16 protein-coding genes are annotated in these 24,716 nt (G+C 49.1%); 6 read left to right on the top strand and 10 right to left on the bottom strand.

What is annotated here, in order from left to right; translation table 11 throughout:
- Window positions 1–143: 143 nt before the first annotated feature.
- Window positions 144–1,556, top strand: coding sequence for an aspartate aminotransferase family protein (locus QL223_RS18090; protein ID WP_281545531.1), 1,413 nt, complete (start codon window positions 144–146; stop codon window positions 1,554–1,556).
- 47 nt (window positions 1,557–1,603) lie between these two features.
- On the opposite strand, the gene QL223_RS18085 is transcribed toward QL223_RS18090, so the two are convergent.
- Genes QL223_RS18085 through QL223_RS18075 form a run of 3 tightly spaced genes read right to left on the bottom strand, consistent with a single transcriptional unit; the run spans window position 1,604 to window position 6,809 of the window.
- Window positions 1,604–4,687 (bottom strand): efflux RND transporter permease subunit, encoded by a 3,084-nt coding sequence (locus QL223_RS18085; RefSeq protein ID WP_281545530.1) that lies wholly within the window; start codon window positions 4,685–4,687, stop codon window positions 1,604–1,606.
- Window positions 4,684–5,748 carry an efflux RND transporter periplasmic adaptor subunit gene (locus QL223_RS18080; protein ID WP_281545529.1) on the bottom strand — a complete coding sequence of 355 codons (1,065 nt, stop codon included), beginning with the start codon at window positions 5,746–5,748 and terminating at the stop codon, window positions 4,684–4,686. Before QL223_RS18080 ends, QL223_RS18085 begins: the two co-directional genes overlap by 4 nt.
- A complete protein-coding gene (locus QL223_RS18075) occupies window positions 5,748–6,809 on the bottom strand; it encodes an efflux RND transporter periplasmic adaptor subunit (protein ID WP_281545532.1) in 1,062 nt (353 codons plus the stop codon). Before QL223_RS18075 ends, QL223_RS18080 begins: the two co-directional genes overlap by 1 nt.
- Before the next feature lie 171 nt (window positions 6,810–6,980).
- On the opposite strand from QL223_RS18075, the gene QL223_RS18070 reads away from it, so the two are divergent.
- The 3 genes from QL223_RS18070 to QL223_RS18060 all read left to right on the top strand — a co-directional run bounded on the left by QL223_RS18070 (window position 6,981) and on the right by QL223_RS18060 (window position 12,438).
- Window positions 6,981–7,691, top strand: a complete 711-nt coding sequence (locus QL223_RS18070) for a TetR/AcrR family transcriptional regulator (protein WP_281545528.1) — start codon at window positions 6,981–6,983, stop codon at window positions 7,689–7,691.
- Window positions 7,692–8,002: 311 nt separating this feature from the next.
- Window positions 8,003–8,842, top strand: a complete 840-nt coding sequence (locus QL223_RS18065; RefSeq protein WP_281545527.1) for a hypothetical protein — start codon at window positions 8,003–8,005, stop codon at window positions 8,840–8,842.
- On the top strand, window positions 8,785–12,438 hold the full coding sequence (locus QL223_RS18060) for a DUF4114 domain-containing protein (RefSeq protein WP_281545526.1): 3,654 nt from the start codon (window positions 8,785–8,787) through the stop codon (window positions 12,436–12,438). Before QL223_RS18065 ends, QL223_RS18060 begins: the two co-directional genes overlap by 58 nt.
- A 283-nt stretch (window positions 12,439–12,721) precedes the next feature.
- Here the strand turns inward: QL223_RS18060 and QL223_RS18055 are convergent, their stop codons facing one another.
- On the bottom strand, window positions 12,722–14,809 hold the full coding sequence (locus QL223_RS18055) for an EAL domain-containing protein (protein WP_281545525.1): 2,088 nt from the start codon (window positions 14,807–14,809) through the stop codon (window positions 12,722–12,724).
- 407 nt (window positions 14,810–15,216) lie between these two features.
- Here QL223_RS18055 and QL223_RS18050 point away from each other — a divergent pair, with 407 nt between their 5' ends.
- Window positions 15,217–15,825, top strand: a complete 609-nt coding sequence (locus QL223_RS18050; RefSeq protein ID WP_002535720.1) for a YitT family protein — start codon at window positions 15,217–15,219, stop codon at window positions 15,823–15,825.
- A gap of 64 nt (window positions 15,826–15,889) precedes the next feature.
- Here QL223_RS18050 and QL223_RS18045 read toward each other — a convergent pair whose 3' ends face one another.
- Window positions 15,890–16,759, bottom strand: a complete 870-nt coding sequence (locus QL223_RS18045) for a GyrI-like domain-containing protein (protein ID WP_002535718.1) — start codon at window positions 16,757–16,759, stop codon at window positions 15,890–15,892.
- Between the two features lie 125 nt (window positions 16,760–16,884).
- Between QL223_RS18045 and QL223_RS18040 the strand changes: the two genes are divergently transcribed.
- Entirely contained in the window at window positions 16,885–18,036 is a 1,152-nt protein-coding gene (locus QL223_RS18040) for a PLP-dependent aminotransferase family protein (RefSeq protein ID WP_281545524.1), read from the top strand.
- Between the two features lie 91 nt (window positions 18,037–18,127).
- Here the strand turns inward: QL223_RS18040 and ykgO are convergent, their stop codons facing one another.
- The 5 genes from ykgO to uca all read right to left on the bottom strand — a co-directional run bounded on the left by ykgO (window position 18,128) and on the right by uca (window position 24,627).
- Window positions 18,128–18,271, bottom strand: coding sequence for a type B 50S ribosomal protein L36 (gene ykgO, locus QL223_RS18035; RefSeq protein WP_002542461.1), 144 nt, complete (start codon window positions 18,269–18,271; stop codon window positions 18,128–18,130).
- Window positions 18,272–18,274: 3 nt separating this feature from the next.
- Window positions 18,275–18,535 (bottom strand): type B 50S ribosomal protein L31, encoded by a 261-nt coding sequence (locus QL223_RS18030; protein WP_002542462.1) that lies wholly within the window; start codon window positions 18,533–18,535, stop codon window positions 18,275–18,277.
- A 191-nt stretch (window positions 18,536–18,726) separates the two neighbouring features.
- Entirely contained in the window at window positions 18,727–19,143 is a 417-nt protein-coding gene (locus QL223_RS18025; protein ID WP_281545523.1) for a DUF4156 domain-containing protein, read from the bottom strand.
- 96 nt (window positions 19,144–19,239) lie between these two features.
- On the bottom strand, window positions 19,240–20,994 hold the full coding sequence (gene atzF, locus QL223_RS18020) for an allophanate hydrolase (RefSeq protein WP_281545522.1): 1,755 nt from the start codon (window positions 20,992–20,994) through the stop codon (window positions 19,240–19,242).
- Complete coding sequence (uca, locus tag QL223_RS18015) at window positions 20,995–24,627, bottom strand: urea carboxylase (RefSeq protein WP_281545521.1); 3,633 nt, start codon at window positions 24,625–24,627, stop codon at window positions 20,995–20,997.
- Window positions 24,628–24,716: the final 89 nt, after the last annotated feature.

The following is a 24,716-nucleotide window of genomic DNA, read 5'->3' as shown; positions in this document are numbered from 1 at the left end:
AGCGTTTGTGGCGACTTTCTGCGGCGTTATCGGCTTCTCATGTAGGCTAGCTACACATCGAAGCCTCTGCCTTGCATAAAATCCCCACAAACTGCTGCAAAAATCATCACCAAAGGTCAACAGCCCCTTGAAGGAACTTCACTATGAACAATAAAATTGATACCAAAGCGCTGCTTGAGATTGACCGTCAGAACGTCTTTCATGCATCGACACACCTCAAACAATATGCGCACGGCGAGATGGCTGGCCGCATTATCACTAATGCCAAAGGCATTCGTATTCAGGATTCTGAAGGCGTTGAACTGATTGATGGGTTCGCCGGCCTGTATTGCGTCAACATTGGTTATGGACGCGAGGAAATGGCCGAGGCCATTTATGAGCAGGCTAAAAAGCTCGCCTATTATCACACCTATGTCGGCCACACTAACGAAGCGTTGATCACCCTTTCCGAGCGTATTCTGAAAATGGCTGGCCAAGGCATGAGTAAGGTGTATTACGGCATGTCTGGTAGCGATGCGAACGAAACTCAGCTCAAACTGGTGTGGTACTACAACAACGCACGTGGGTTGCCAGAGAAGAAGAAAATCATCTCCCGTGACCGTGGTTATCATGGTTCGAGTATCGCGTCAGGTTCATTGACTGGTCTTCCTCTGTTCCATGCACATTTTGATCTGCCGCTCGAGCGTATCAAACACACCCTCGCACCCTATTACTATCGCCGCGAAGACGATGGAATGACAGAGCGGGAATTTTCGAAACATTGCGCTGACGAGCTTGAAAAAATGATCCTCGCTGAAGGCCCAGAGACAGTGGCAGCGATGATCGGTGAGCCTTTGTTAGGAACGGGTGGTATTGTTCCACCGCCGGAAGGCTACTGGCAGGAAATCCGCAAGGTACTGGATAAGTACGACATTCTGCTGATTTCGGACGAAGTGGTTTGTGGCTTTGGTCGTCTGGGCGCGGATTTCGGTTCGATCATGTACGACATGAAACCGGACTTAATCACCGTCGCTAAAGGTCTCACATCCGCTTATCAACCACTATCTGGTGTGATGGTTGGTGAGCGTGTTTGGAAAGTGCTGGAAGATGGCACTGACCAGTGGGGCGCGATTGGCCATGGTTACACCTATTCCGGCCATCCACTCGGCGCTGCGTCGGCACTATGCAATCTCGATATTATCGAGCGTGAAAACCTGACCGCCAATGCACGGGATACGGGTGCTTACTTCCAGCAGCAAATGCAGGCAACATTTGCCAACCATCCATTGGTAGGTGACAGCCGCGGAATTGGCTTGCTGCATGCGCTGGAGTTTTCCAGCAACAAATACAAACGCGAGCACTTTGACCCTAACCTCAAAGTAGGTCCACAAATCGCGGCGGCCTGCATGGAGCAAAGGCTGATTGCACGGGCAATGCCACATGGCGATATTCTGGGATTCGCGCCACCTTTGGTGGTCGACCGTGGAGACATTGATGAAATCGTCGCCCGCGCCAAGAAAGCCATTGATAAAGTCACCGACAACTTGGTGAATAATGGCAGTTGGAAAGCCGCATAGACGAAAAAAGCCCCTTTCGGGGCTTTTTCTTTATTACATACTACCCACTAAACCGCAGGAGCGAGTTCCGCCTCTTTCACTTTCTTCGGCGGCTTAATGCCAAACAGGATAGAGAACATCACGGGAACCACAATCAGCGTCAGAATGGTTGCGAAACCAAGACCCGCCATAATGGTGATCGCCATCGAGCCGAAGAAGGCATCAAACATCAATGGGATCAAACCCAGAATGGTTGTCAGCGCCGCCATGCTCACTGGACGAACACGGCTTACCGCACTGTCTACAATCGCCTGATAGGGCTCTTTGCCCGAATCCAGCTCGAGGTTAATTTGGTCAAGCAGTACGATACCGTTCTTCAGGATCATTCCGCTTAAGCTCAACAAGCCAAGGAACGCGGTAAAGCTAAATGGCATATTCCACAGCAACAAACCAAACGCCACACCGATAATCGACAACGGCACCGTAAACCAGATGACTAACGGCTTTTTCAGTGAATTGAACAGTAGCATGGTGATAACAAACATCAGCAAGTAGCCCATCGGCAACGAGCCAAATAGCGAATCCTGCGCATCCTTAGATGACTCGTACTCACCACCCCAGCTAATCTCATATCCTGCTGGCAATTCCAGAGCCATCACCTGCGGTTGGATACGGCTCAACAGTGCTGCCGGCGTGTCCTCACTCAGAATGTCATGGTCTGCCAATACCGTCAGTGTGCGTTTGCGGTCACGACGCTTGATCAGTGGCTCTTCCCAAGTCAGCTCAACACCATCAATGATCTGATCGATTGGCACATAAGCTTGCAGAGACGGGCTCCAAATCGTCGCGTTCTGAATCGATTCGAAGTCGACACGCTCATTCTCTGGTAGACGGCCAACAATCGGCAGGATGTCTGTACCATCGCGAAGCTGACCAATCGCCGCACCACCAAAAGTCATTTGAAGGGTATTCGACAAATCTTCTTTCGAGATACCTAGACGGCGTGCCTTGGACTCATTAAACACGGGCACCAACTCTTTGGTGCGCTCACGCCAGTCATGGCGAATGTTTCTCGCGCCCGGATCGGTATGAAGAATGTCTTCCACCTGTACTGCGATTTCACGCAATACCTGCGGGTCTGCACCCGTGATACGGGCTTCTATTTTGGAAGCCGGAGACGGTCCAAACTCAATCAGCTTGAACTGGAATGTTGGTGTATCAAATTCCCGTGGAAGCTCTGCGTTAAGTTGCCGCAATACCACGAACATGTTTTCCCGGTCCGTCGCACGGATCTGGATCTGTGCATAGGCTTCATAGCTTTGTTCTGGCTGATAAGTCAGCGCAAAACGCTGCAAACCCTGACCCACAGAAGACGACACAAAATCAATGTGGTCTTGTTTACGAACGTAATCCTCAACTTTTTTGGTTTCTTCAATTGTCTTGCGGATATCTGTGCCTTCCGGCATCCAAAGATCGACGTAGAACATTGGCGTGTTTGACGGCGGGAAGAACTGTTGTTTTACCATGCCGAACGCCATCACCGCTGCCACCAACAAGGCGATCATGCCTGCCACTGTGAGCCAGCGGAATCGCATCGCCAGCTTCAGCGACCAACCAAACAGGGTGAACAACCAACCTTTGTACGGGTCAACATCTTCGCTTTCTGCGTCTTCTTCTTTGAGCAACAGATTCGCGAGGAAAGGGGTAATAGTCAGCGCCGTTACCCAACTCAGGAACAGTGAATAACACAGTACCCAGAATAGCGAGCCCATGAACTCACCCGTCGCGTCTTCCGAAAGACCAATCGGAGCAAAAGCCGTAATCGCAATCACAGTTGCGCCAAGCAGAGGCCATTGTGTCTGCTTAACAATGTCAGCCGCCGCCTGCACACGAGTGCGCCCTTTCTTCAGACCAACCAATATGCCTTCGACCACCACGATGGCGTTATCCACCAGCATACCGAGAGCAATTATCAGCGCGCCCAGTGAGATGCGGTGAAGTTCAATTTCGTTGTAATCCATCAGGATGAAGGTACCGAACACAGTCAACAGCAGCACAAGGCCGATGATGATCCCGCTTCGCATCCCCATGGCGAACAGCAGCACGATGATAACAATCGCCACCGCCTGTCCCAGACTCACTACAAAGTCCTGAACCGAGGCATCAACTTCTGCCGCTTGGTTATAGAAGTGGTTCAATTCGATACCAACAGGTTTGAGCGACTCCAGACGTTCAAGTTCAGCATCCAGTCTTTGCCCTACTTCCACCACGTTCACACCAGAGGCAAACGAGATACCAATGTTGATCGCTGGCTTACCGTTGAAGCTGATGACATTGCCCGGCTTTTCCTGAATACCTCGAGATACTGTCGCCACATCTTTCAGGCGAATCAAATTGCCGGTGTCACGGCCGTGAATGATCAGATTTTCCAGCGCTTCTACTGAGGTCAAAGTACCACTTGGTCGAATCACCAGACTTTCACCACTCACCATGACTTCACCGGAAGAGACGACATTGTTCTGGCGATTGAGCAGAGACGAAACCGTGGTCATATCCAAATCCAGAGCAGCAAGTCGGTCGAGGGAAATCTCAACAAACAGCATCTCTTGCTGGTCTCCCGCGATCGACACCTTGCCCACACCTTCGACCAGTTCTAGGTCTCGGGCTAGGTAATCGGCATAGCGCTTTAGCTCAACATAGTCGTAGCCATCGCCGGTGAGCATCAGCATCACGCCGAACACGTCACCAAAGTCATCGATGATAGAAAGTGAACTCACGCCGCTCGGAAGAGAGGGTTGAAGATCGTTAATCTTACGGCGCATTTCATCCCAAATTTGCGGGAGTTCATCCGGGCCGTAATCCATCTTCATCGACACCATTAACTGCGACATACCGCTTGAGGATGTGGACGTAATTTTGTCGATGTAAGGCAATCGACGGATCTCTTTTTCCAGCGGATACGTCAGTTCTTCTTCGACTTCTTTTGGTGTCGCCCCCGGATAAGTCGCGACTATCATGGCATCTTTAATCGTAAACGCAGGGTCTTCGAGTCGTCCCAAATCAAGGAAAGAGAACACACCACCAACCGCGAGGATGACGATGAAAAGCCAGCTGATGACTTTATTTTTTATTGAATATTCAGCGATGTTCATCCGTTACTTTTCTCCGTCGCCTCAACCTTTTTACCCTCACGCAGTTTGCGCAGGTTTGAGTTCACCAGAATGTCTCCCTCAGAAATGCCAGACGCCACAATGGCCCCGTCACCTGTCACTTCTGAAACGGCCACTTCAATGCGATTGACCTGATCGTCTTTGAGTTTCCACACATAGAAGCGACCCTTCTCGTCTCCGGCTTGAAGTACCGTCATCGGCACTTTGTAGCCATCAACCGCCAAGATACCGGCCTGCACCATATCGACAGATACAGTTGCCGTCGTACCCGGTAAAATTTCAGGTGAAACCTGTGCCATGGAAAGCCACATTTCGTAGCTACCCGTTTGTTCGTTCGGTTCGCTGGTGTGTTCGAGATAACGCATTTGGTAAGCACCATCGATGCCGGAGAAGGTCACCTGCGGTGTGTAAGGAATGCGTTCGCCGGTTGGGTTGATCATCGACAGCAGGTTGTCAGAAAGCTCAATCTGCACATAGACCTTGTCGTCCTGATACAGGTTCACCACTGGTTCACCCGCCTGAACGCGCTCAAAGCGCTCTTTTGGCACATCAGAAACCGTGCCTGTGAATGGCGCTTTGAGCTCGGTGTATTTCAACTGATTTTGCGCTAAAGCAAACTGGGCTCGGGCTAATTGCGCATTGGCTTGTAGCTCATCGAGTTCGGCTTCGGAAATCATTTCGTTTGAACGTAGACCGCGTCCACGTTCAAGCTGTCGGGAAGCCAGAGTGTATCGCGCTTTCGCATCGTTGTAAGTTTGCCGGACGGCGTTGTCGTCGAGACGTGCAATCAACTGACCCGCTTCTACATGGTCTCCGGCTTTCACATAAACTTCGCGAAGTTCGCCTGTGCTTCGAAACGCGATAGGCGTTTTTTCCGCAGGCACTACTTCCCCTTTAAAGGTACGAAATTGGTTCTTCACGGGGGCATCAACCTGCACGGTCGACACATATAGAGGTGACGCCTTCACGTTCTGTTCTTCAGTCTGACAACCCGTCAGCATAAGCGCGCCAATCATGGCGGCAGTGAGTGTCTTTACTTTCATCAAATCCCTTCCTCACGTTCCCATGCTTTTACTTCCTGACCTTCATGAAGCGTTTCTACACCGGCGACAACCACCAGATCTTTTTCATCCAGACCAGAGAGAATCTTGCCTTGTGGCGTCAGGGATACTTCCGCTTTTGCAACGCGATGGGTAGATGGGTTCATCACCCAAACTGTCCCCTCATTGCCATTGCGACTGACCCACGCAGTGTCAGGCAAAGAGAGTTGTAGACCTGCTTCTGCACGCGCGATGTGTACTTGCCCTGTCATGCCGCTCAATAAGTTACGGTGTTCAGGACGAACGACAGTCATGGTCGCTTGATAGGTATTGGTATCGGTATTTGGCTGGGTCGAGATTTCTTTGAATACGCCTGGGATTTTTACGTTGGGTTCGCTATCCAGAGAAAGCCACATGGTTTGGGCTGACAGGTTGGCAATCCCCATTCTCTCCACAAAGCTGACTGGCATAGTGAAAGACACATCCAGCTTCGCATTGTCGATGATGTTCAGGATTTGCTGTTTCGCGGCAACTACTTGACTCGGTTTGACGAAGGTGTAGGAAACGACACCATCAAACGGCGCTACCAACTGGGTGTACCCCAGCTCAGTTCTGGCTTGCTCATAACGGGCGCGCTCCGCTTTGTAGTTGGTTTCCGCCTGCTCATACACATCAGTGCTCACCAACTTTTTCGCGTAAAGGCGCTGAGAGCGTTCCCATTGAGTGCGCGCCAGTGAATAGCTGGCTTTCGCTGAATCCAGAGATAAAGCCAGATCACTGTCATCCAGCGTTGCAAGCACATCGCCTTTAGCAACGCGCTGTCCCATTCGCACATTCAGTTGCTGGACTTCACCACCCACCTGAAAAGAAAGCTGTGCACGGTTTGTCGCATCAATTTCAGCCAGGAAGTTATCCGAACTGGAGAGCACATAATCTTCCACTGCCAAAAGCTTTACAGGCTTCACTGGCATAGGTTCCGGCGTTTCAGACACAGCTTCATTGCATCCTGACAACAATCCCACCATGACAAACAGGGCAAGGACATTTCCGAGGGTGCGTTTCATTCGTTGATATCGCACAACACTCACTCCATAGGTTTATATTACACACCTGTGCAGTATAAGACTGAATACGAACAGATCAATATATTTTCCACGTGTATAATAAAAATATTGGAGTCCTTTTCTGGGATCTGGTAAATATGCACAGTGTTTTAGGGGAAACTGCAGACAGATATGCAAGAACGAAAGCAAGGCCGTCGTAGTGCGGAAGCAGCAGAACAGACGAAATGCGACATTCTCCATGCAGCAGCAGACATGTTTGCCGAGCAGGGTTTTGAGCGCGTATCACTTAGAAATATCAGCGAAAAAGCAGGTGTTTCACACAGTCTGATCCGCCATCACTTCGGTAGCAAAGAGCAGATCTGGCAAGCAGTAAGTGACGGTATGGATGACTTCATGCAACGTTACATTACCGCCATCATCAACTATCTTCCCGAGTCATACACCAGCGCCCAACGCGTCTATCACTTTCTGTCTTACATGAGTGCATTTACGCTGGTTCACCCTCGCCCAATCCAGTTTATTGCAGACGCAGTCCGACAGGACGACGACGCATTGTTGCGTTACTTCCTGCGCTCAAAAGATGAGTTTTCCGCCGCTTTCTCTTCGCTGTTTGATGAATACAACCGCGATAATCCAGAAAAGCCCGTCGATATGTGGGAAATGAAATGGCAGATGCTGCAAACCGTTCATGCCGCTACCAGCCTGCGCCCAATGATGGAAGAAACCTGGCCTGAGTGCGGTAATGACCAAGACAAGCTGCTACTTAAGCATTGGTCGCTTTATAACCGCATTATTGCTATGCAATTGGCCATTTCTGCTGATGAAATGATCAATGTAGAGTCGTTAAGCACTCTGATTTTTGACGTACCCTGCCACGTCTAGAAATACAGTCACCACACATCGCTGGCCGGGAAATAAACCGTCAAGCGCGCCTAGATTTTTTGATATTTTTTCAAATAGTTAGAAAGCACACCCTCTTCAAAATCAGCCTAGTCTTTACTCATACTTTGCGCCCAATTCCAGCCTATCATTAGGTCCAATTTTCTCTCATTTTTAAGTCCAACCATATTCCAGTGTTTGCCCTGATGTTAAAAAGCACTCGATTGACTGAGGTTGGGCAACAACAAGCAAAAAAATACGAACTTGTGCCCGACTGACATTGGATGATTTGACCTCATTAAGGAGAGGCTTCAATGGCTGATATTATTGGCGCAACAGGACAAGATTTTATTTCAGGGACGAACGAAGCGGATCGTATTACTGGCTATGCCGGTAACGATATTCTTTTAGGACAAGGTGGCGATGATGTGATTTACGGTGACGGTGAAGTCACTGATGGCTCACAGCAAAGCGAAGGCAGCGATATCACCTTCGCTGACAACGATGGCCTATATGACATCAGTGACACCACGCAAGTCACACTCAACCTTTCAGATTTCACTCACAGCACAGGCTACAACACGAGCATCGGTTACTACATTACCGACGCGGAAGGTAATGTCATTAAGTCTGTTGTTATCGCACCAAACGTGAAAGATCTTGAATCGCTTGAAGTGAACATTGACACCCTCGGCGGCGCGAATCTCGGCACATTCATTATCGTCGATGGCAGCTCAAAAGGTTTTGAAGCCGGTGACGTCGATTTCAACTTCGACGGCAGCAAGCCTGTCGTTTCACAAACAACAGCCACGGGCACGGTTTCCACTGACTGGGTTTACTTTTCACAGCAAGATGTGAATCAGGACAGTAAAGATCACAAAGCTATTGTCGGTAATCGCGAGTCATGGGAAGACATGTACAACCTCGGCGATAACGACAAAAACGACACCGCATACAACCTATCGCTCACCAAGACTGTCGCAACCGATGGCCGTATTACGACCACTGATGGCACCTATGATGTGTATGGTAAATCGAGTGTCTGGATTTCAGCGACTTTTCTCACAGCACGGGTTTCCACAGCAGTATCGGTTACATGTTGCAAGACGCGGACGGCAATATCATTGGTTCTTACGTTGCCATTTCGAATGTAAAGCAAATGCATGAGCACGACTTGGGTGAGAGCCTGAAACTCGACATCGATACGGAAGGTGCGGTTTCACTCAGTACTTTCCTGATCGTTGACGGCGCAAGCAAAGGCTTTGATATCGGCGCTGTTGATATCGACCTCTCGGGCAGCATCCCAACCGTGTCGCAAGGTAAACATCAAACAGACTGGATTTACTTCTCCAACCAATCGCTGAACAAAGATGGTCATGACCACATGCTGGAAGGCGGTAACCGTTTTTACTGGGAAGACCTCAACAATCTCGGTGACCACGATTTTGGAGACACGGTTTACAACCTGGATGTCTTTGAAAACACCACACCTCCTGAGTTTGTGGATAAATCCTCTGGCTTGTATGACATTGCCGGTGAAACTGAAATTACCCTGAACTTCTCTGAGTTCACTCACAGCACAGGCTTCCACAATAGCGTTGGTTACTACATCCTTGATGAAGACGGGAATGTGGTTAAAGCCGTTGTTGTTGCGCCGGACGTTAAAAACGTTGAATCACTGATTGTTGATGTGGAAACCGAAGGCGGCGTAGAGCTGGGGACTTTCCTGATCGTTGACGGTCACAAAAAAGGCTTTGAAGCAGGCACTGTAGACCTGAGTTTTGATGGTGACAAACCCGTCGTGACGCAAACCACTGAGACCGGCACTGTCCATGCTGATTCTAACTGGCTGTATTTCTCTGACAGCAGTGAAAACGCAGACGGTAAAGAGCACAAGGCGATTGTCGGCAACCGTGAAGCATGGGAAGACTGGCACAATCTGGGCGATGATGACAAGAATGACACCGCCTACACGCTGGATATTCAGAAAGGCTCACAAACACCATCCGTTCAAAGCCCTGATAGTACTAACAACACCTCATACAGCTACGACGATTTGATTTCTGGCGGTGATGGCAATGACACCATCTACGGTGGATTGGGCAACGACACCATTTACGGCGGCGCTGGCGAAGACCGTATTTTTGGTGACAACCAAGGCGGAAAAGAAGTGCAAGCCGTTGAGCCTGCACCAGCTACCCGTTTGAAGGGAGATGAAGGTAGCTATGATGTCTCTGGTTCAAGCAGTGTCACGCTTGATTTCAGTGATTTTTCACATGGCACCGGATACCAAAACAGTATTGGTTACATGCTGAAAGACGCCGATGGAAACATCATCAATGCTTATATTGCTATCGCTAACGTTAAGCACATGGGCGACAGCTATGTACTGGATATCGATACCGAAGGCGCGGCATCACTGAGCACTTTCATCATCGTTGATGGTGCATGGAAAGGCTTCGACATTGGTGAAGTGTCTATCGAAATCTCCGACGCCGCAGTCCCTTCTGTTGCTCAAGGTAATGTTCACACGGACTGGATTTACTTCTCAGACGAATCGCTGAACAAAGATGGAAAAGACCATCTGGCTGAGGGCGGTAACCGCTTCTACTGGGAAGACCTGAACAACCTGGGCGATCATGATTTTGATGACACAGTTTACAACCTGAACGTGTTCGATAACTCATCAGCACCGGAGTTTGCTGACACGCCAGACGGCATGTACGACATCAGTGGCGAATCAACTGTTACCCTGAACTTCTCAGAGTTTGCTCACAGTACTGGCTACAAGAGCAGTATCGGTTATTACATCCGCGATGAAGACGGCAACGTCATCAAAGCGGTTATCGTTGCCCCAAATGTCAAAGACGTGGATTCACTGATTGTGGATGTAGACACGGAAGGCGGTGTTGAACTCGGCACTTTCATCATCGTCGATGGCCACCACAAAGGCTTTGAAGCTGGTGAAGTGAACTTCGACCTTGATGCCTACAAGCCAATCGTTTCCCAAACCACGGAAACTGGCACAGTGAAAACTGACTGGGTCTATTTCTCTGAAACAGAGGAAAACGCAGACGGTAAAGATCACAAAGTCAATGTGGGCAACCAGGAAGCCTGGGAAGACTTGTGGAACCTTGGCGACAAAGACATGAACGACACCGCGTACACGCTGGATGTCGTGAAAGGCTCTGAGTCGAACGGCCTAAATGGCGGTGTTTCTTCAGTCACCTACAACGACAATATCTACGGCGGTGCAGACAATGACACCATTCAGGGTGGTCTGGGTGATGATGTTATCCGCGGCGAAAGCGGTGATGACCTGATTTATGGTGACACAGGTATTCAAAGCGATGACCTACACACCACTGTATTGCAGAAAACGCGTATCACCACCGAAAACGGCTCGTATGACATTGCTAACCAAGACACCATTGAGCTCGATTTCAGCGATTTCAGCCATGGCACAGGCTACCAGAGCAGCGTGGGCTACATGCTGCATGACGCTGATGGCAACGTGATCGGAGCCTATGTGGTCATCGCAAACGTTAAGCAAATGCACGAGAAAGATCACGGTGAAAACCGCGTGATTCAAATTGAGACCGAAGGCGCAGCAAGTCTGAGCACCTTCCTGATCGTTGATGGTGCTTGGAAAGGTTTTGATGTGGGTGAAGTTGCGCTGAACCTTTCCGATATTTCCAATCCGATCGTTTCTCAAGGTACTGTGCACACTAACTGGGTGTACTTCTCGGAAGCTTCCCTGAATCAGGATGGTAAGGACCATCATCTGGAAGGCGGCAACCGCTTCTACTGGGAAGATTTGAAAAACCTTGGTGATCATGACTTTGACGATACCGTCTACAACCTCAACGTTTCGACCGTTGAAACCGTCAAGGTCGATGTTGATCCTTCTCTGGCAAGCGGTAACGATGCCATCGACGGTGGTGACGGTGACGACACCATCTACGGCGAAGGCGGTGATGACATCATTTTCGGTGGCGCAGGTAACGACGTGCTGTTTGGCGGCGCGGGGGACGATTTCATTTACGGCGGTGACGGCGACGATATCCTCCAAGGCGGCCTTGGCAGCGACAGCCTTTATGGCGGCGCGGGTAACGACTACCTTCAGGCGGGTTACGAAGATGACTTCGCACTGGATGGTGGCACAGGCATGGATATCTACGTGGGCAGTGAAGGTAATGACACCCTTTACTTCGACCAGGAAGACTTCTCTGACCTGAACTTCCTGAAAGAGAACGGCAACATCTACATCGGTGACCGTGGCTTCGACAAATTGATTGTGGAAGGCGACGCCAATGTTGATTTCACTGGTGTGACGTACGGTTTGACCTCAGGCCTCAAGCCGATTGCACAGGTAGAAGCTGTGGTAGCTGATGAAGGCAATCAAACAGTCACTGCCAATGCTTTCGCCATTCAAGCACAGTCAGACCCGTTCCAGTCAGCGTCTTTGGTTAACCCTGGCGATTGGAATGGTTTCGTTGCTTACCTTGGTGAAGGTGATGATGCGTTCAATCTGGATGCGAAAGGCTGGGTTTACGACTCTGCTTCCGCACCAACAGCGGAACTATCTGCTGAGATGATTAACTTCATGGGACTCACCGACGCCCAAGCTGACGAACTGGATGCGTATGTCTTTGAGAGCTCGACTGGTTCGACGATCACCATCTGGACGGACGCTGAAGACGTGGCATTAAACGGTAATGACTTGTTAGGATTTGGTTCACTGTCTTAAGTCAACGAGTTAAACCAACAAACCCGGCCAGTGGCCGGGTTTTCTTTTTCTAAAAAAGTAAAGTATTAGTTCAGAAAGCCTATACCGTCCTCTCACACTTTTCGCCCAGAACTGTTTGATATACCATTCAATTTCCGCCGATATTTCCCCTAACGCCTATACCAGTATTGTCTCGGGGTTTAAAATAAGCCCTTCGATATTGACTGGGCTGTTTCTTCAATACGATGGCCTTCTAGCCCAAATCAATGTCTTCTATCCTGCCCCTCTAAAGGGGCAATTTTTTTCAAGCTAGTCTGCGATTTGATGAAAACTCGAGAAAGTCATTCGCTGCCAGTGAACGCGAAAAGTACCAACCTTGAACCTTAATATCGTGTTTTCGGGCGACGTAGCTGTACTGCTCTTCGGTTTCCACACCTTCCACAATGATTTTCATGCCAAGCTCGTTGGCAATGGCGATTAATCCATTAAAGACTTTTTGGCCTCTGTCATTTGTCAAAGCGAGAACGAAGCTCCGGTCAATTTTCAGCGCATCGATATCAAAGCGGTTGAGATAGCTCAACGAGCTGTATCCAGTGCCAAAGTCATCAATATGGACGGACGCCCCCACTTTATGCAGACGACGAATGGACTCTCCCACCATTTTTTCATTGCCCAGCAAGGCGTCTTCTGTAATTTCAAAGTGGATTAAGCCTGGCACACTGCTTATCCGGTTCACTATCCTGTCTATCCGGCTTTTGTTTGTCAGCGTATCCGCTGTGATGTTCACGCTGATCGGTATTTCCAATCCCTGCCCCATCCAGATATGGCATTGATCGACACATTTATCCACGACCCACATGTCGATATCACTCAGCATCTTGGCCTTTTCAAAGAACGGAAGAAACTCACCGGGCAGCTCGACGTTGCCATCCTCATCTTTGACCCGGATAAGTGCTTCTACTCCCACTACCCTGCGGGTTTCGCAGCTGATTTGAGGCTGAAACTCCAAGAAGAATTCGCGGTGAGAGAAAGATTCCATGTGCAGTTGTGTCACTTCAATCTCTCTGAGACGAAGCAAAGATTCTCTGACCGGATCAAAAGAGAGGACATAGGCCTCTTCTTCCTTACGGGTATACGTCGTATCAAGAGAAGGCAGATAGACATTCTGTTTGCTCGCCTCTTTCTCCTGCATTTTTAAAAACGGCAGATAGACAAAGATATTCATCACCACAATGGCGATCTGAAAAGCCACTGCCGCTAAATCTCCGCCAGTTGCAATGTACGCGTTGATCACGACCGGACTGGTGAGCGGCGCCAAGGTGTAAGGCACCGTGACCAAGCCAGTCTGCAATACCAAAACCGCCACCCACATGTTAATCAGAGGTGTGAGTAAGAAAGGTAAAAACAGACGTAGGTTAAATATGATGGGCAAGCCAAACAACAGCAGTTCGTTGATATTGAACAGTCCAAGCGGAATGCTTGTCAGCGCGATCAGGCGCATTTTGGTGTTCTTAGAGAAGATCAGCACCGCAATGGCAAGCCCGAGCGTGGAGCCTGCTCCGCCAACAAAGACAAACAATGCCATGGTCGAAAGGTTCATCACGTTGGGTGCTTCACCCCCTGCCATCACCGTGCTGCGGTTGACTTCCAACGCATGAACCAGAGGCTCAACAAGTGGTGTCAATGCATAGTATCCGTGGATGCCCAGAAACCAAAACACGGAGTTCAAAGTGGTGAAAATCGCACCTGATTCAATGGGTTCATTTTCGAAATCTGTGTTGTGTAACGTTTGCAGCATGATTTCGACATCGAACAGGTGGTAAACCCAAGACAACCCCATCGCCACCAAGGCAACAAAGCCCGCAACGATGACACCGGGAAGCATCAAATTCATCGAGTCTTTTACAGGTTTTCCGGCTATTTCGCTGTTGAGGATGCGAGTCCACCGGAAGCGTTTAGTCTTTGAAAGCAGAGGCACAGCGTAGAGCGGCAAAGTTAAACCGACGAAGAGCAACAAGGTATCCACGGCTTTGTCGTCACCGCCCATGACTTGCGCAGTCACAGCAACGTAAGCCATGTTCAGTATGACCACCGGCGGCCTCGCCAATCGCCAGTAAATCGCATACATCGAGCTAATCGATGCTGCAAAAAAATAGGGATAGAGCTCAACGAGCATCGCGGAGAGTTCAGTCAGGTTCGCTTGCAGTGTTGGCGCATAGAACCCGAAGAAATCGAGCAGACTGGAAATGAACACCAATGTGTTGGAAAGGATCAGGCAAGGCACCAACCACAACATGCCATCGCGTAACGCGCGTAATGGGCTCCAGACGCCTTCAACGGATAGAGATATAAACTTGGTGAATAGATGTCTTGTAGCGTTATTGTTGTTCATCCAGCACACACCAACTTTTTTAGAACGAACTTGATGGAAAAAGAACCATCTCCCGGATTCCTAAAATGATTTCATGCACAACAACGTCATGTGCAACATTTTTACGAGTCCGGTGGTAAAGCTATACGACAATGCATAAAAAGAAAAATAGGCAAGACTATATATTCATAGAGACTGCCTCCCCCTCGCATAAGTGATACAAAAATTAAGCCTTGTACAAGTTTTTGTGGTTCCTATCTCGCCCAATTCTCATGGCACGTGTACAGGAAGTGTAAATCTTGCTCCACACTATCAAACGACCCAATCTACTGTTCAATCTCGACTTTCAGACCTGATTTCCGCATCTTGTGCCCTGTTTTTCGCTGCTCTTTTCTTTTTGGCGGCGACCCAAGGAAGGAATCTACATCATGGATAAGGAACATAGTCTGAGAGAAAACCTGTTGGCATTGTTGCTCGGCAGTGCGCTCGTTTCTCTTGGCGTCATCTTTTTTAATAAGGTCGGGCTACTGACTGGTGGTACAGCAGGACTCGCCATCTTCCTGACCAAAGTCAGCACTTTCAGTTTCGGGCAAATATTCTTCGTTCTGAACCTGCCGTTTTACATTCTTTCTGTCATGCGAATGGGTTGGCGATTCACTCTCAACACCTTTATCGCAGTGACCATTGTTTCTGTCGCTGTCGATCATCTTCACCACGTCATTGAAATTGCGCGCATCGACCCTTTCTATGCTGCGATTCTGGGCGGCGGGTTAATTGGTATCGGTATGTTGGTGATCTTCCGACATAAGATGAGTCTGGGTGGATTCAACATTCTCGCCCTTTATTTGCAGGAACGTTTCGGCATCCGCGCTGGAAAGGTACAAATGGCGCTGGACTGCACTATTGTGGTGATGTCGCTGTTTATTGTTGATTTCTGGTTAATCGCCTTGTCTGTCGTTGGCGCTATTTCCACCAATCTGATACTGGCAATGAACCACAAACCAGGCCGTTATCAGCCTAAACCTCAAACTGCGTGAACCAGAGAATAAAATCAGAAAGCCGCCAAACTTGGCGGCTTTCTTGTTTCTGTTTTTTGCGTAACTAATAGAAACTGATAGGAAGATAGAAATCGAGTTCGAACCGTTCATCTTCATTAAGAAAATGATTCTTATGATAATGAACGTATGCTGGTGTCGAGTTCAGTTTGAACCCAGAAGCTGGAAGCCATTGTTCCAACACCTTACTGATTTGTGGCAGCAATTCTCCGTAAACGCCCGTTAGCCTGAATACCGCGTGCAATCCTCCGGGAATCACCAGTTGATTCACCACCCCACGCACTTTGATGGGCTTATCAATGGCAATGCAGGCAACATAGCGGCATTTATCCAGTTCAACCCAAGCTGGATTGGAGTGATGCAAACCAAACTGAATACTGTCATCCCGTCCTTCTGCGTTCGCCCAAGCTTTCATTACACGCCAAGCGTTCTTAATCGAGCGGTTGTAACCAACATGGCGCACATATGCTGCGAAACGCTCCGGCACTTCGACAATTTTGGGTTCCGGTAGTTGTCGGGTTGATACTCTGTGATAACCCGCCGCCACTTCAGGATCGCGTAAATAAGGCTTCTCATCCCCTTCCAGTTCATGTTTACGCCACTCTCCCGGCGCGACATGAAAAGTCGCTTTGAACGCGCGGCTAAAAGAGGACACCGAATTAAAGCCACATTTATTGGCAATCTCTAGTACGGATGATCCTGCATCGAACATCAACTGATTCGCTGCATACTCCATACGCGTTCTTCGGATGTACTGATGAATAGACTCACCTACCACACTCTTAAAAATACGGTGAAAGTGTTGCTCTGAATACGCGGCTACATCAGCCAGCTCCTTTGCAGGTAAGTCACGGCTGATATCTTTGTGAATGTAATAGAGCACATCATTGATGCGCGAAATATGCTGTTGGCTCATTAATGGAAATAGCATAAATGGACATGTTTAAGAGCATAAACAGACATACGAAAACAATCAACGAGGAGTAATATGATTCAATCCCCTTAATTGGGCCAATAATAAAAACTCAATCAGGTGCAAACATGGAAATCGCTAAGTCTCTTCAACAGACCCCGTCTTCGTACATTCGTGAAATTCTTGCTGCAGCATCAGATAAGAATGTTATTTCACTGGCAGGTGGTTTGCCTGATGAAAAGACATTTCCCATTGATCTGATGAAGCCATCACTCGAAACCCTTTCTGAGATGCCAGAAGTCTTTCAATACGGTGCCACCGCAGGTTATACGCCGCTGTTGAATTTCCTGACTGATTACTTCCAACTGCCTGATACACACATTGCGATGGCTTGCACCGGTTCACAGCAAGGACTCGACCTGATTGCCCGTGCTTACGTGAACCCTGGCGATAAAGTTGTAATGGAAGCACCTAGCTATCTGGGTGCAATGCAGGTATTCGGACTGGTTCAGGCAGACATCGTGACGGTTCCGCAAACCGAGTTCGGCCCGGATATCGAAGCCTTGCGCACTGTTTTCTATGAACAGTCACCCAAAATGTTTTACGCGGTACCAGATTTCCACAACCCAACGGGTGTGTGTTGGTCACTGGAAACCCGTAAACAGGTTGCAGCGCTCTGCGAGCAATACAATGTGGCCCTGATTGAAGATGCGCCATACCGCGAATTGCGTTTTTCAGGTGAAGCGATTCCTCTGGTTTCTGATTTCTGTCCGCAGCACTCAATCGTGCTGCGTTCATTCTCTAAAATTGCTTCTCCTGGTCTTCGTGTAGGTATTGTGAGCGGCAAACGCAGCTACCTGGAGCCGCTTATCAAAATCAAACAAGGTGCAGATCTGCACTCAAGCGTGCCAATGCAGGCGCTTTTGCTGGGTCTACTGAAGCACGACAACTTTGACTACCACATTGATACGATTCGTACGCTTTACAAATCGCGCTACGAAACATTGTATTCAGAATTGCAAGATAAGTTGCCGGAAGGTTGTGAAATTAAGCCTGTCGATGGTGGTATGTTTGTTTGGGTCACCCTGCCAAGCTGTGACACCTTCGAGTTGGCAAAAGAGCTATTAAAAGACGGGGTAGCTGTGGTTCCAAGCCCGGTATTCTATCCGCAACCTGAAGCAGCAAAAGCGGCACTTCGCCTGAACTTCACTAACGCAACACCAACAGAATTAGCTGAAGCGGTAAGTCGCTTAGCGAGCGGGCTAACCAAAGCGATTTGATCCTCATAATGTAGCTGCACATAAAATAGAAAAGCCTGAACCTTTTTAAGGTTCAGGCTTTTTTGAGCCAACCAACGTACGTTTGATTGCACTATTTTTTCTTCTTCACTTTTCCCTGAACCGCTTTGAAGCGCGGATTGGATTTGCAAATCACATAGAGACGTCCACGACGTTTCACCACCTGACAATCTTTGCTTCGGTTCTTTGCACTTTTCAGTGAACTCAATACTTGCATCGTTTACTTCCCTGCCTTCAGGTTTTTGCCACCAAAGCGTTGATTGAATCGCGCCACGCGACCATCTTGCTTCGCCATTTTTTGTTTACCGGTATAGAACGGATGCGAATGCGATGAAACATCCAACGTCACATAGGGATAGGTCTTGCCATCCAACTCCACCGTACGTTTGGTTTGCACTGTCGAACCGACAAGGATGTATTCGTTTGCGCCTGTGTCGTGGAATGCCACAGTTCTGTATTCCGGATGGATACCTGGTTTCATGATAATGCCCTCCAACTCATGATTGCTACGTTATAACATAACATTTAAATTCATCGAGTCAAATACTAATCATTATCATTTGCAAAAGGATTGGTGCGAATGTTTTCAGAGAGGTATGCGAAATCGTGGATACAAAAAAGGCCACGCTGAGCATCTGTGGCCTTTAAAAGTTCTTCTGAAGATAAACCGAATTACGGCGTTTCAGACGCTTCGACTTCGCTGTTTACTTCGATTTCAATGGCGTCTAAATCAGCCATCTTTTCCTCGATATCTGCGGCATTTTCACATGCGTAGGCATTGCCGAACATAGTCACTGAAGAAGAAAAACCAAATGGCTGATACAAGTACAAGACGTTCGCGCCTTTGTCTGCCGCTTTAATACGCATTTGGTTCAAGGTTCCCCAAACCATGTCTTTGTCAGCATGCAGCCAATAATCATAAAAATGGCCTTCAGAGCCGATCACTGTGCCTTTGTGTTCGCATCCCTGAATGGCATTTACATCGTCCCAGATGACTTTAACTTGTTCAGATTGTTGCGTTGGAAACGTCACACAACCTGAAAGCAGTGTCGCTGACACCAGCGCCACACTCAGCATTACCTTTTTCATTCAGAATGAATCTCTCAAAGTTCAAGGGCGCGGAGTGTATCTCCCAGCGAGCGAAAAGCAAACAAAAAAAGCAGACTTTACAGCCTGCTTTTCTAGCTAGCTATTGTTAGTCAGATACAAACGCCAACTGCCATAGGATGAAATGTCTTTTGCACCTTCAATACCCGATGCTTCACAGGTAAATCCCGTCACCCAGGTACCGTCATCCAACTCAACTTTGCCCAACCCCAACGGGCTTGGAATGCCTGCAAGAAAATCACCCACACGGGAGGTCGGCACTTCCCAAAGTTCCATTTCAATGCTGACGCCAGCTTCGTTCACGCGAACCATCCCGGGGCGTTTGGGACCTTCCCCTGCCAGCGCATAGAAACGGTAACTCGGCGCACTCCGGCGTTTATCGATAAAGCTCGCGTGACGATCCTTGAGTTGATGGTTTAGCGGCAAACCTTCCATGTGGGCGCCGCAAACGGCAATAACCATGGTTTCATCAATCGATTCGCCCATAGAAACGGATTGGTTGGCGGTATAAGCTTTGGCAAGATCCAACAACTTGGATTCACTGCCTTGGTCAGAAAACAGCGTAATACCAAACGGCATCTGCTCCGTTTCGTCATCCGCGGGAATCGCAATCGCGGCATAATCCAGAAGGTTCATGAAGTTGGTGTAATAACCAAAGTCCGTATTTTTCTGGATGGGGTCATCAAGCATTTCTTCGATGGTGTAAATCGTCCCCGACGTCGGAACGATAACCGCATCAACGGTTTTCAACTTGGCATCACAGCGCTTTTTCAGGGCTTTCAATTGATACTGAGCATTGAACGCATCCACCGCCGAGAACTTGGCTGCGCTGCCAAGGATCGCCTGGATCGTCGGTTCACACTGCGTTTCATGTTCATCAAAAAAGCCTTCTATGGCGGCATAACGTTCTGCTACCCAAGGCCCCTGATAAAGCAAGGTCGCGGCGTCCAGGAAATCCTGAATGTCCATCTCCACCAGCTCGGCACCATTTGCCGCTAACTTTTCTTTACTCAACTCAAACCGGCGCTGGAAGTCAGCATTACCAAAGAACTCCAAATTCTCTTTCTTAGGTACACCAATCCTGACTGCATCAGAAAGATAAACGATGTCAGCATCAGACTCAGAAAAGTCACGGGCGTAAGCGTCACCCGCATCATACTGCCCAGCGATAGGCAGCAGGTATTCAATATCTTCAACGCTGTGTGCAAACAAAGTCACGCAATCAAGCGTTCTGCATGCTGGAACCACACCACGGCAGCTGATCCGTCCAATACTCGCTTTCATGCCTACCAAACGATTAAAAGCAGCAGGTATCCTGCCTGAACCTGCGGTGTCCGTACCCAAAGAAAACATGACCTGACCCAGAGCAACGGAAACTGCGCTGCCTGAGCTTGAACCACCGGAAACGTACGCTGGGTCGATGCTGTTTTTACAAGCCCCAAATGGACTGCGTGTGCCGTTTAACCCTGTCGCGAATTGGTCGAGGTTAGTTTTACCCAGTGGCACCGCGCCTGCTTCGATTAAGGCCTGTACCACAAACGCGGATTGACCCGGTGTGTATGCAAATTCTTTGCAGGCTGCTGTCGTTTGCAATCCCGCCAGATCGATGTTGTCTTTAATGGCAAACGGCACACCATAAAGCGGCTTGTTTTCTGGCTTGTGGTTTCTCAGCGCTTTGACGTAGCCATCCAATTGCGCTTCACTGATCAGGCTAATCCAGCAGTTATGCTGATCGTTTTGCGCTTTTTTCCACTGGGAATAGAGATAATCTGCCGGCGTGATGTCACCTGACTGATAAGCCGCCAACAGTTGTTGAATTGACGTAAATTCCATTTAGATTTGCTCCATGATTAACAGTGTTTGTCCGGCGCGAATTTGCTCACCTTCGCTTTTAGACATTCGGACCACGCGCCCTGATTGTGACGCTGTCACTTCAATTTCCATTTTCATTGATTCAACGATAAGCAACGGCTGCCCCACTTCGATGGTATCGCCGGGCTTGGCCAACAGTTGCCAAACATTCCCTGCCAACTGAGCGGTCACTGGGAACTGACCTGTTTCGAGCACTTCGAGGTTTGTCTCTGCGCTGTCCACGACTTCGGCAACAAAGTTCGCCTGTCCTGTCTCTTCCCAACGCTGACGTTCTGCGTCAAACGCAGCTTGCTGTTGAGTTTTAAACGCGCTGATAGACTCACTTTCTTCCACCAACATGGCTTCGTATTCAGCGAGACTGAAACGGGTTTCTTCAATGCGAACATCAAACTTGCCACGTGGAAAATCACGGCGGATTTGAGTGAGCTCTTCAGGCGAGACAGGATAGAAGCGAATCTGGTCGAAAAACCTTAATAGCCAAGGCTGAGTAAATGCCTCTGTCTGGTTGTATCGGTTCCACATCTGGAGTGTACGCCCCATCAACTGGTAACCGCCCGGCCCTTCCATGCCATATACACACATGTAAGCACCACCAATACCCACCGCATTTTCAGGCGTCCAGGTGCGCGCTGGGTTGTATTTCGTTGTCACCAGTCGGTGGCGAGGATCCATAGGTGTCGCGACAGGTGCGCCAAGGTAAACATCACCCAAGCCCATTACGAGATAACTCGCATCAAACACGATATCCTGCACCGCATCTCTGCTTTCCAGTCCGTTGATTCGACGGATGAACTCAATATTGTCCGGGCTCCATGGTGCGTCTTTACGCACCACTTCATCGTACTTTTTCATTGCTAACTGAATGGAAGGGTCATCCCAGGAAAGCGGCAAGTGAACCACCCTGGAAGACACTTCCAATGTGCTGATGTCGCCGAGCGTCGCCTCTGCTTTTTCGAGCAGCGAAAGCATGGCTTCACTGCTGATTTGCAGATTATCGAAGTGCACCTGAAGCGAGCGAATACCAGGGGTCAGCTCTTTAATGGCGGGAATCGCCATTTTTTCCAGCGCCAACATTAACGCATGAACGCGAAAACGCAGTTTCACGTCGAGCATTTGTGGGCCATATTCCACGAGCAGAAAATCTTCTCCACTTGGGCGATACACCACCTGCTCGCCATATTTATCCGCTGGAATTTCTTTCAGCACTGGAGAAATTCGGGTTGAAGCACTTGGCAATGCCAACTCCTTCGAAGACAACATGCCAATGGCTGCTAACTGATGACGCTCCGCACGCTCGGCATGCTCCAAAGACACCGCCTGAAAACGGATTTTATCTCCCGCCTTCAATTGTCCGAGCTTCCAAAGATCGGCTTTTATCACTGTGGCAGGACAAACAAAGCCGCCCAGACTCGGGCCATCTGGCCCCAGAATCACTGGCATATCACCGGTAAAGTCCACTGTGCCGACGGCGTAAGCATTGTCGTGAATGTTAGAAGGATGGAGCCCGGCTTCACCACCGTCTGGTCTTGCCCATTCGGGTTTTGGTCCAATTAAACGCACTCCCGTGCGGCTTGAGTTGAAGTGAACTTCCCATTCGGCATCGAAAAACGATTGGATATCGTCATTAGTGAAGAAATCAGGCGCACCGTGCGGGCCATAGATCACGCGCAAGGTATGCGTCATGGAAAGGTCCGGTGCTGGCAAAGTTTCACCAACGCGCTTTTTATCCAGGTGAGTGTTATTGAGGTGCAGTACGTCTCCTGCCATCAGTGCACGGCCTGCATGTCCGCCAAATTTGCCCAAAGTAAACGTTGAGCGACTGCCAAGGTATTCAGGGCAGTCAAATCCACCTTTGATTGATAAATACGCCCTCGCCCCTTTGTTTTGGATCGCCCCAAGCGCGACGGCATCGCCTTTCGATATTGCCAGCACGGTAAACATCGGCGCTTCAACGCCATTAATCGTGACGGTCAATTCAGCACCCGTCACCACTAGCTGGGTGTCAGTGTTGAACTTGAGGGTGGGTCCGTTAGCAATGACCTCCAAACCTGAAGCGGTTTCATCGTTGCCCAATAACTGATTACCTAAACGGAAACTCAGGTTATCCATGGGGCCAGATGGCGGGATACCAACATGCCAATAGCCACTGCGGCCGGGGTAATCCTGAATGGTGGTTTGGGTGCCGCTGTTTAATACATCGATAGAATGAGGCTGATAATCAAATGATGCCAGACTCGATGTCAGCACTTCTCCCTGCTTCACCATAGGCTCGCGGGAAAGTTGTGCAAGGTAATCAAGGTTGGTTTCGATACCATAAAGAGCGGTGTTTTCCAGCAAGCTGGCGATGCTATCGAGTGCTTGTTCTCTTGAAGGTTCATGCACCATGACTTTGGCAATCATCGGGTCGAAAAATGGGCTGACTTCCACGCCCGCTTCCACCCAAGTATCAATGCGTACCGTGCCCCCATTCTCGCCCTGACTCACCGCATTACCCTGAACACCTTCTGGGAAATCTAACTGAGTGATTAAACCGGTAGATGGCAGAAACTGTTTGTTTGGATCTTCGGCATAAAGACGGAATTGAATAGCATGTCCTGCTGGTTTGGCGTCCAGAGCCTCTTGCCAATGATCAGCATGTTCGCCACAGCCGATTTCTACCATCAGACGAACAATGTCCACGCCAAAGATCAGCTCAGTGACACCGTGCTCAACCTGAAGGCGTGTATTAACCTCCAGGAAGTAAAACTGTTGGGTAGATTGGTCGAGGATAAATTCAACTGTACCCGCATTTCGGTAATTCACCGATGCAGCAAGACGAATAGCTGTCTGCTGTAACTCTTGGCGGGTCTCTTCATTCAGATTAGGAGCCGGCGTCTCTTCCATCACTTTCTGGTTGCGACGCTGAGCAGAACAATCCCGCTCTCCCAACGCAATCACGTTCCCTTCACCATCGCCAATCACCTGAACTTCGATGTGGCGGGCTGAAGTAATGAACTTCTCCATGAACAAACCACTATGGCTGAAGTTAGCTTCACCCAGACGTTTTACTGCCTCAAAGGCATCCTGAAGCTGTTCGGCGTTTTCACAAAGACGCATGCCGATACCACCGCCACCAGCGGTGCTTTTGAGCATGACCGGATAACCCATTTCTTCTGCTTTGGTAAGCGCTTCTTCCACGCTTTCGAGCAACCCCGTACCCGGTAGCAAAGGAACATAGGCGCCTTCTGCTAATTCGCGGGCAGTGTGTTTCAAACCAAAGAGATTGATTTGCTCGCTGGTTGGGCCAAGAAACGCGATATTTTCACGTTCACAAGCCGCCACAAATTCTGGGTTTTCACTTAAAAAGCCATAGCCGGGATGAATCGCTTCGGCACCCGTTTGTTTGGCGATGGTAAGAATTTTGTCGATATCGAGATAGGTTTCGGCTGCACTGCCCTCGCCTAAGCTGTAGGACTCTGTTGCATTGAGAGTATGCAGGCTGCCTGCGTCGTCTTCGTGGTAAACCGCCACACTTGCGATGCCCATGGCATCAAGCGTTCGAATTATTCTGCAAGCGATGGCGCCACGATTGGCGATAAGAATTTTTTTGAACATAGCGTTGTCTTCATCTATCCGGGTCGTCCCGGACAAAGACCTGAGGTGCATTTCCTGCGTGAAGGGTCGTCCCTTACCTCTCCTTGGTA

The organism is Grimontia sp. SpTr1 (assembly GCF_947387585.1).
In the GTDB taxonomy this organism is placed as follows: Bacteria; Pseudomonadota; Gammaproteobacteria; order Enterobacterales; family Vibrionaceae; genus Enterovibrio; species Enterovibrio indicus.
This window is presented reverse-complemented; position numbering and strand designations above follow the sequence as displayed.

Excerpts from the sequence above, each read along its gene's own strand:
- QL223_RS18040 (WP_281545524.1), top strand. The coding sequence starts at position 16,885 with ATGGAAATCGCTAAGTCTCTTCAACAGACCCCGTCTTCGTACATTCGT.
- QL223_RS18080 (WP_281545529.1), bottom strand. The coding sequence starts at position 5,748 with ATGAAAGTAAAGACACTCACTGCCGCCATGATTGGCGCGCTTATGCTG.
- QL223_RS18085 (WP_281545530.1), bottom strand. The coding sequence starts at position 4,687 with ATGAACATCGCTGAATATTCAATAAAAAATAAAGTCATCAGCTGGCTT.
- uca (WP_281545521.1), bottom strand. The coding sequence starts at position 24,627 with ATGTTCAAAAAAATTCTTATCGCCAATCGTGGCGCCATCGCTTGCAGA.
- QL223_RS18070 (WP_281545528.1), top strand. The coding sequence starts at position 6,981 with ATGCAAGAACGAAAGCAAGGCCGTCGTAGTGCGGAAGCAGCAGAACAG.
- QL223_RS18065 (WP_281545527.1), top strand. The coding sequence starts at position 8,003 with ATGGCTGATATTATTGGCGCAACAGGACAAGATTTTATTTCAGGGACG.
- QL223_RS18075 (WP_281545532.1), bottom strand. The coding sequence starts at position 6,809 with ATGAAACGCACCCTCGGAAATGTCCTTGCCCTGTTTGTCATGGTGGGA.
- QL223_RS18025 (WP_281545523.1), bottom strand. The coding sequence starts at position 19,143 with ATGAAAAAGGTAATGCTGAGTGTGGCGCTGGTGTCAGCGACACTGCTT.
- QL223_RS18050 (WP_002535720.1), top strand. The coding sequence starts at position 15,217 with ATGGATAAGGAACATAGTCTGAGAGAAAACCTGTTGGCATTGTTGCTC.
- QL223_RS18045 (WP_002535718.1), bottom strand. The coding sequence starts at position 16,759 with ATGAGCCAACAGCATATTTCGCGCATCAATGATGTGCTCTATTACATT.
- QL223_RS18090 (WP_281545531.1), top strand. The coding sequence starts at position 144 with ATGAACAATAAAATTGATACCAAAGCGCTGCTTGAGATTGACCGTCAG.
- atzF (WP_281545522.1), bottom strand. The coding sequence starts at position 20,994 with ATGGAATTTACGTCAATTCAACAACTGTTGGCGGCTTATCAGTCAGGT.
- ykgO (WP_002542461.1), bottom strand. The coding sequence starts at position 18,271 with ATGCAAGTATTGAGTTCACTGAAAAGTGCAAAGAACCGAAGCAAAGAT.
- QL223_RS18060 (WP_281545526.1), top strand. The coding sequence starts at position 8,785 with ATGTTGCAAGACGCGGACGGCAATATCATTGGTTCTTACGTTGCCATT.
- QL223_RS18055 (WP_281545525.1), bottom strand. The coding sequence starts at position 14,809 with ATGAACAACAATAACGCTACAAGACATCTATTCACCAAGTTTATATCT.
- QL223_RS18030 (WP_002542462.1), bottom strand. The coding sequence starts at position 18,535 with ATGAAACCAGGTATCCATCCGGAATACAGAACTGTGGCATTCCACGAC.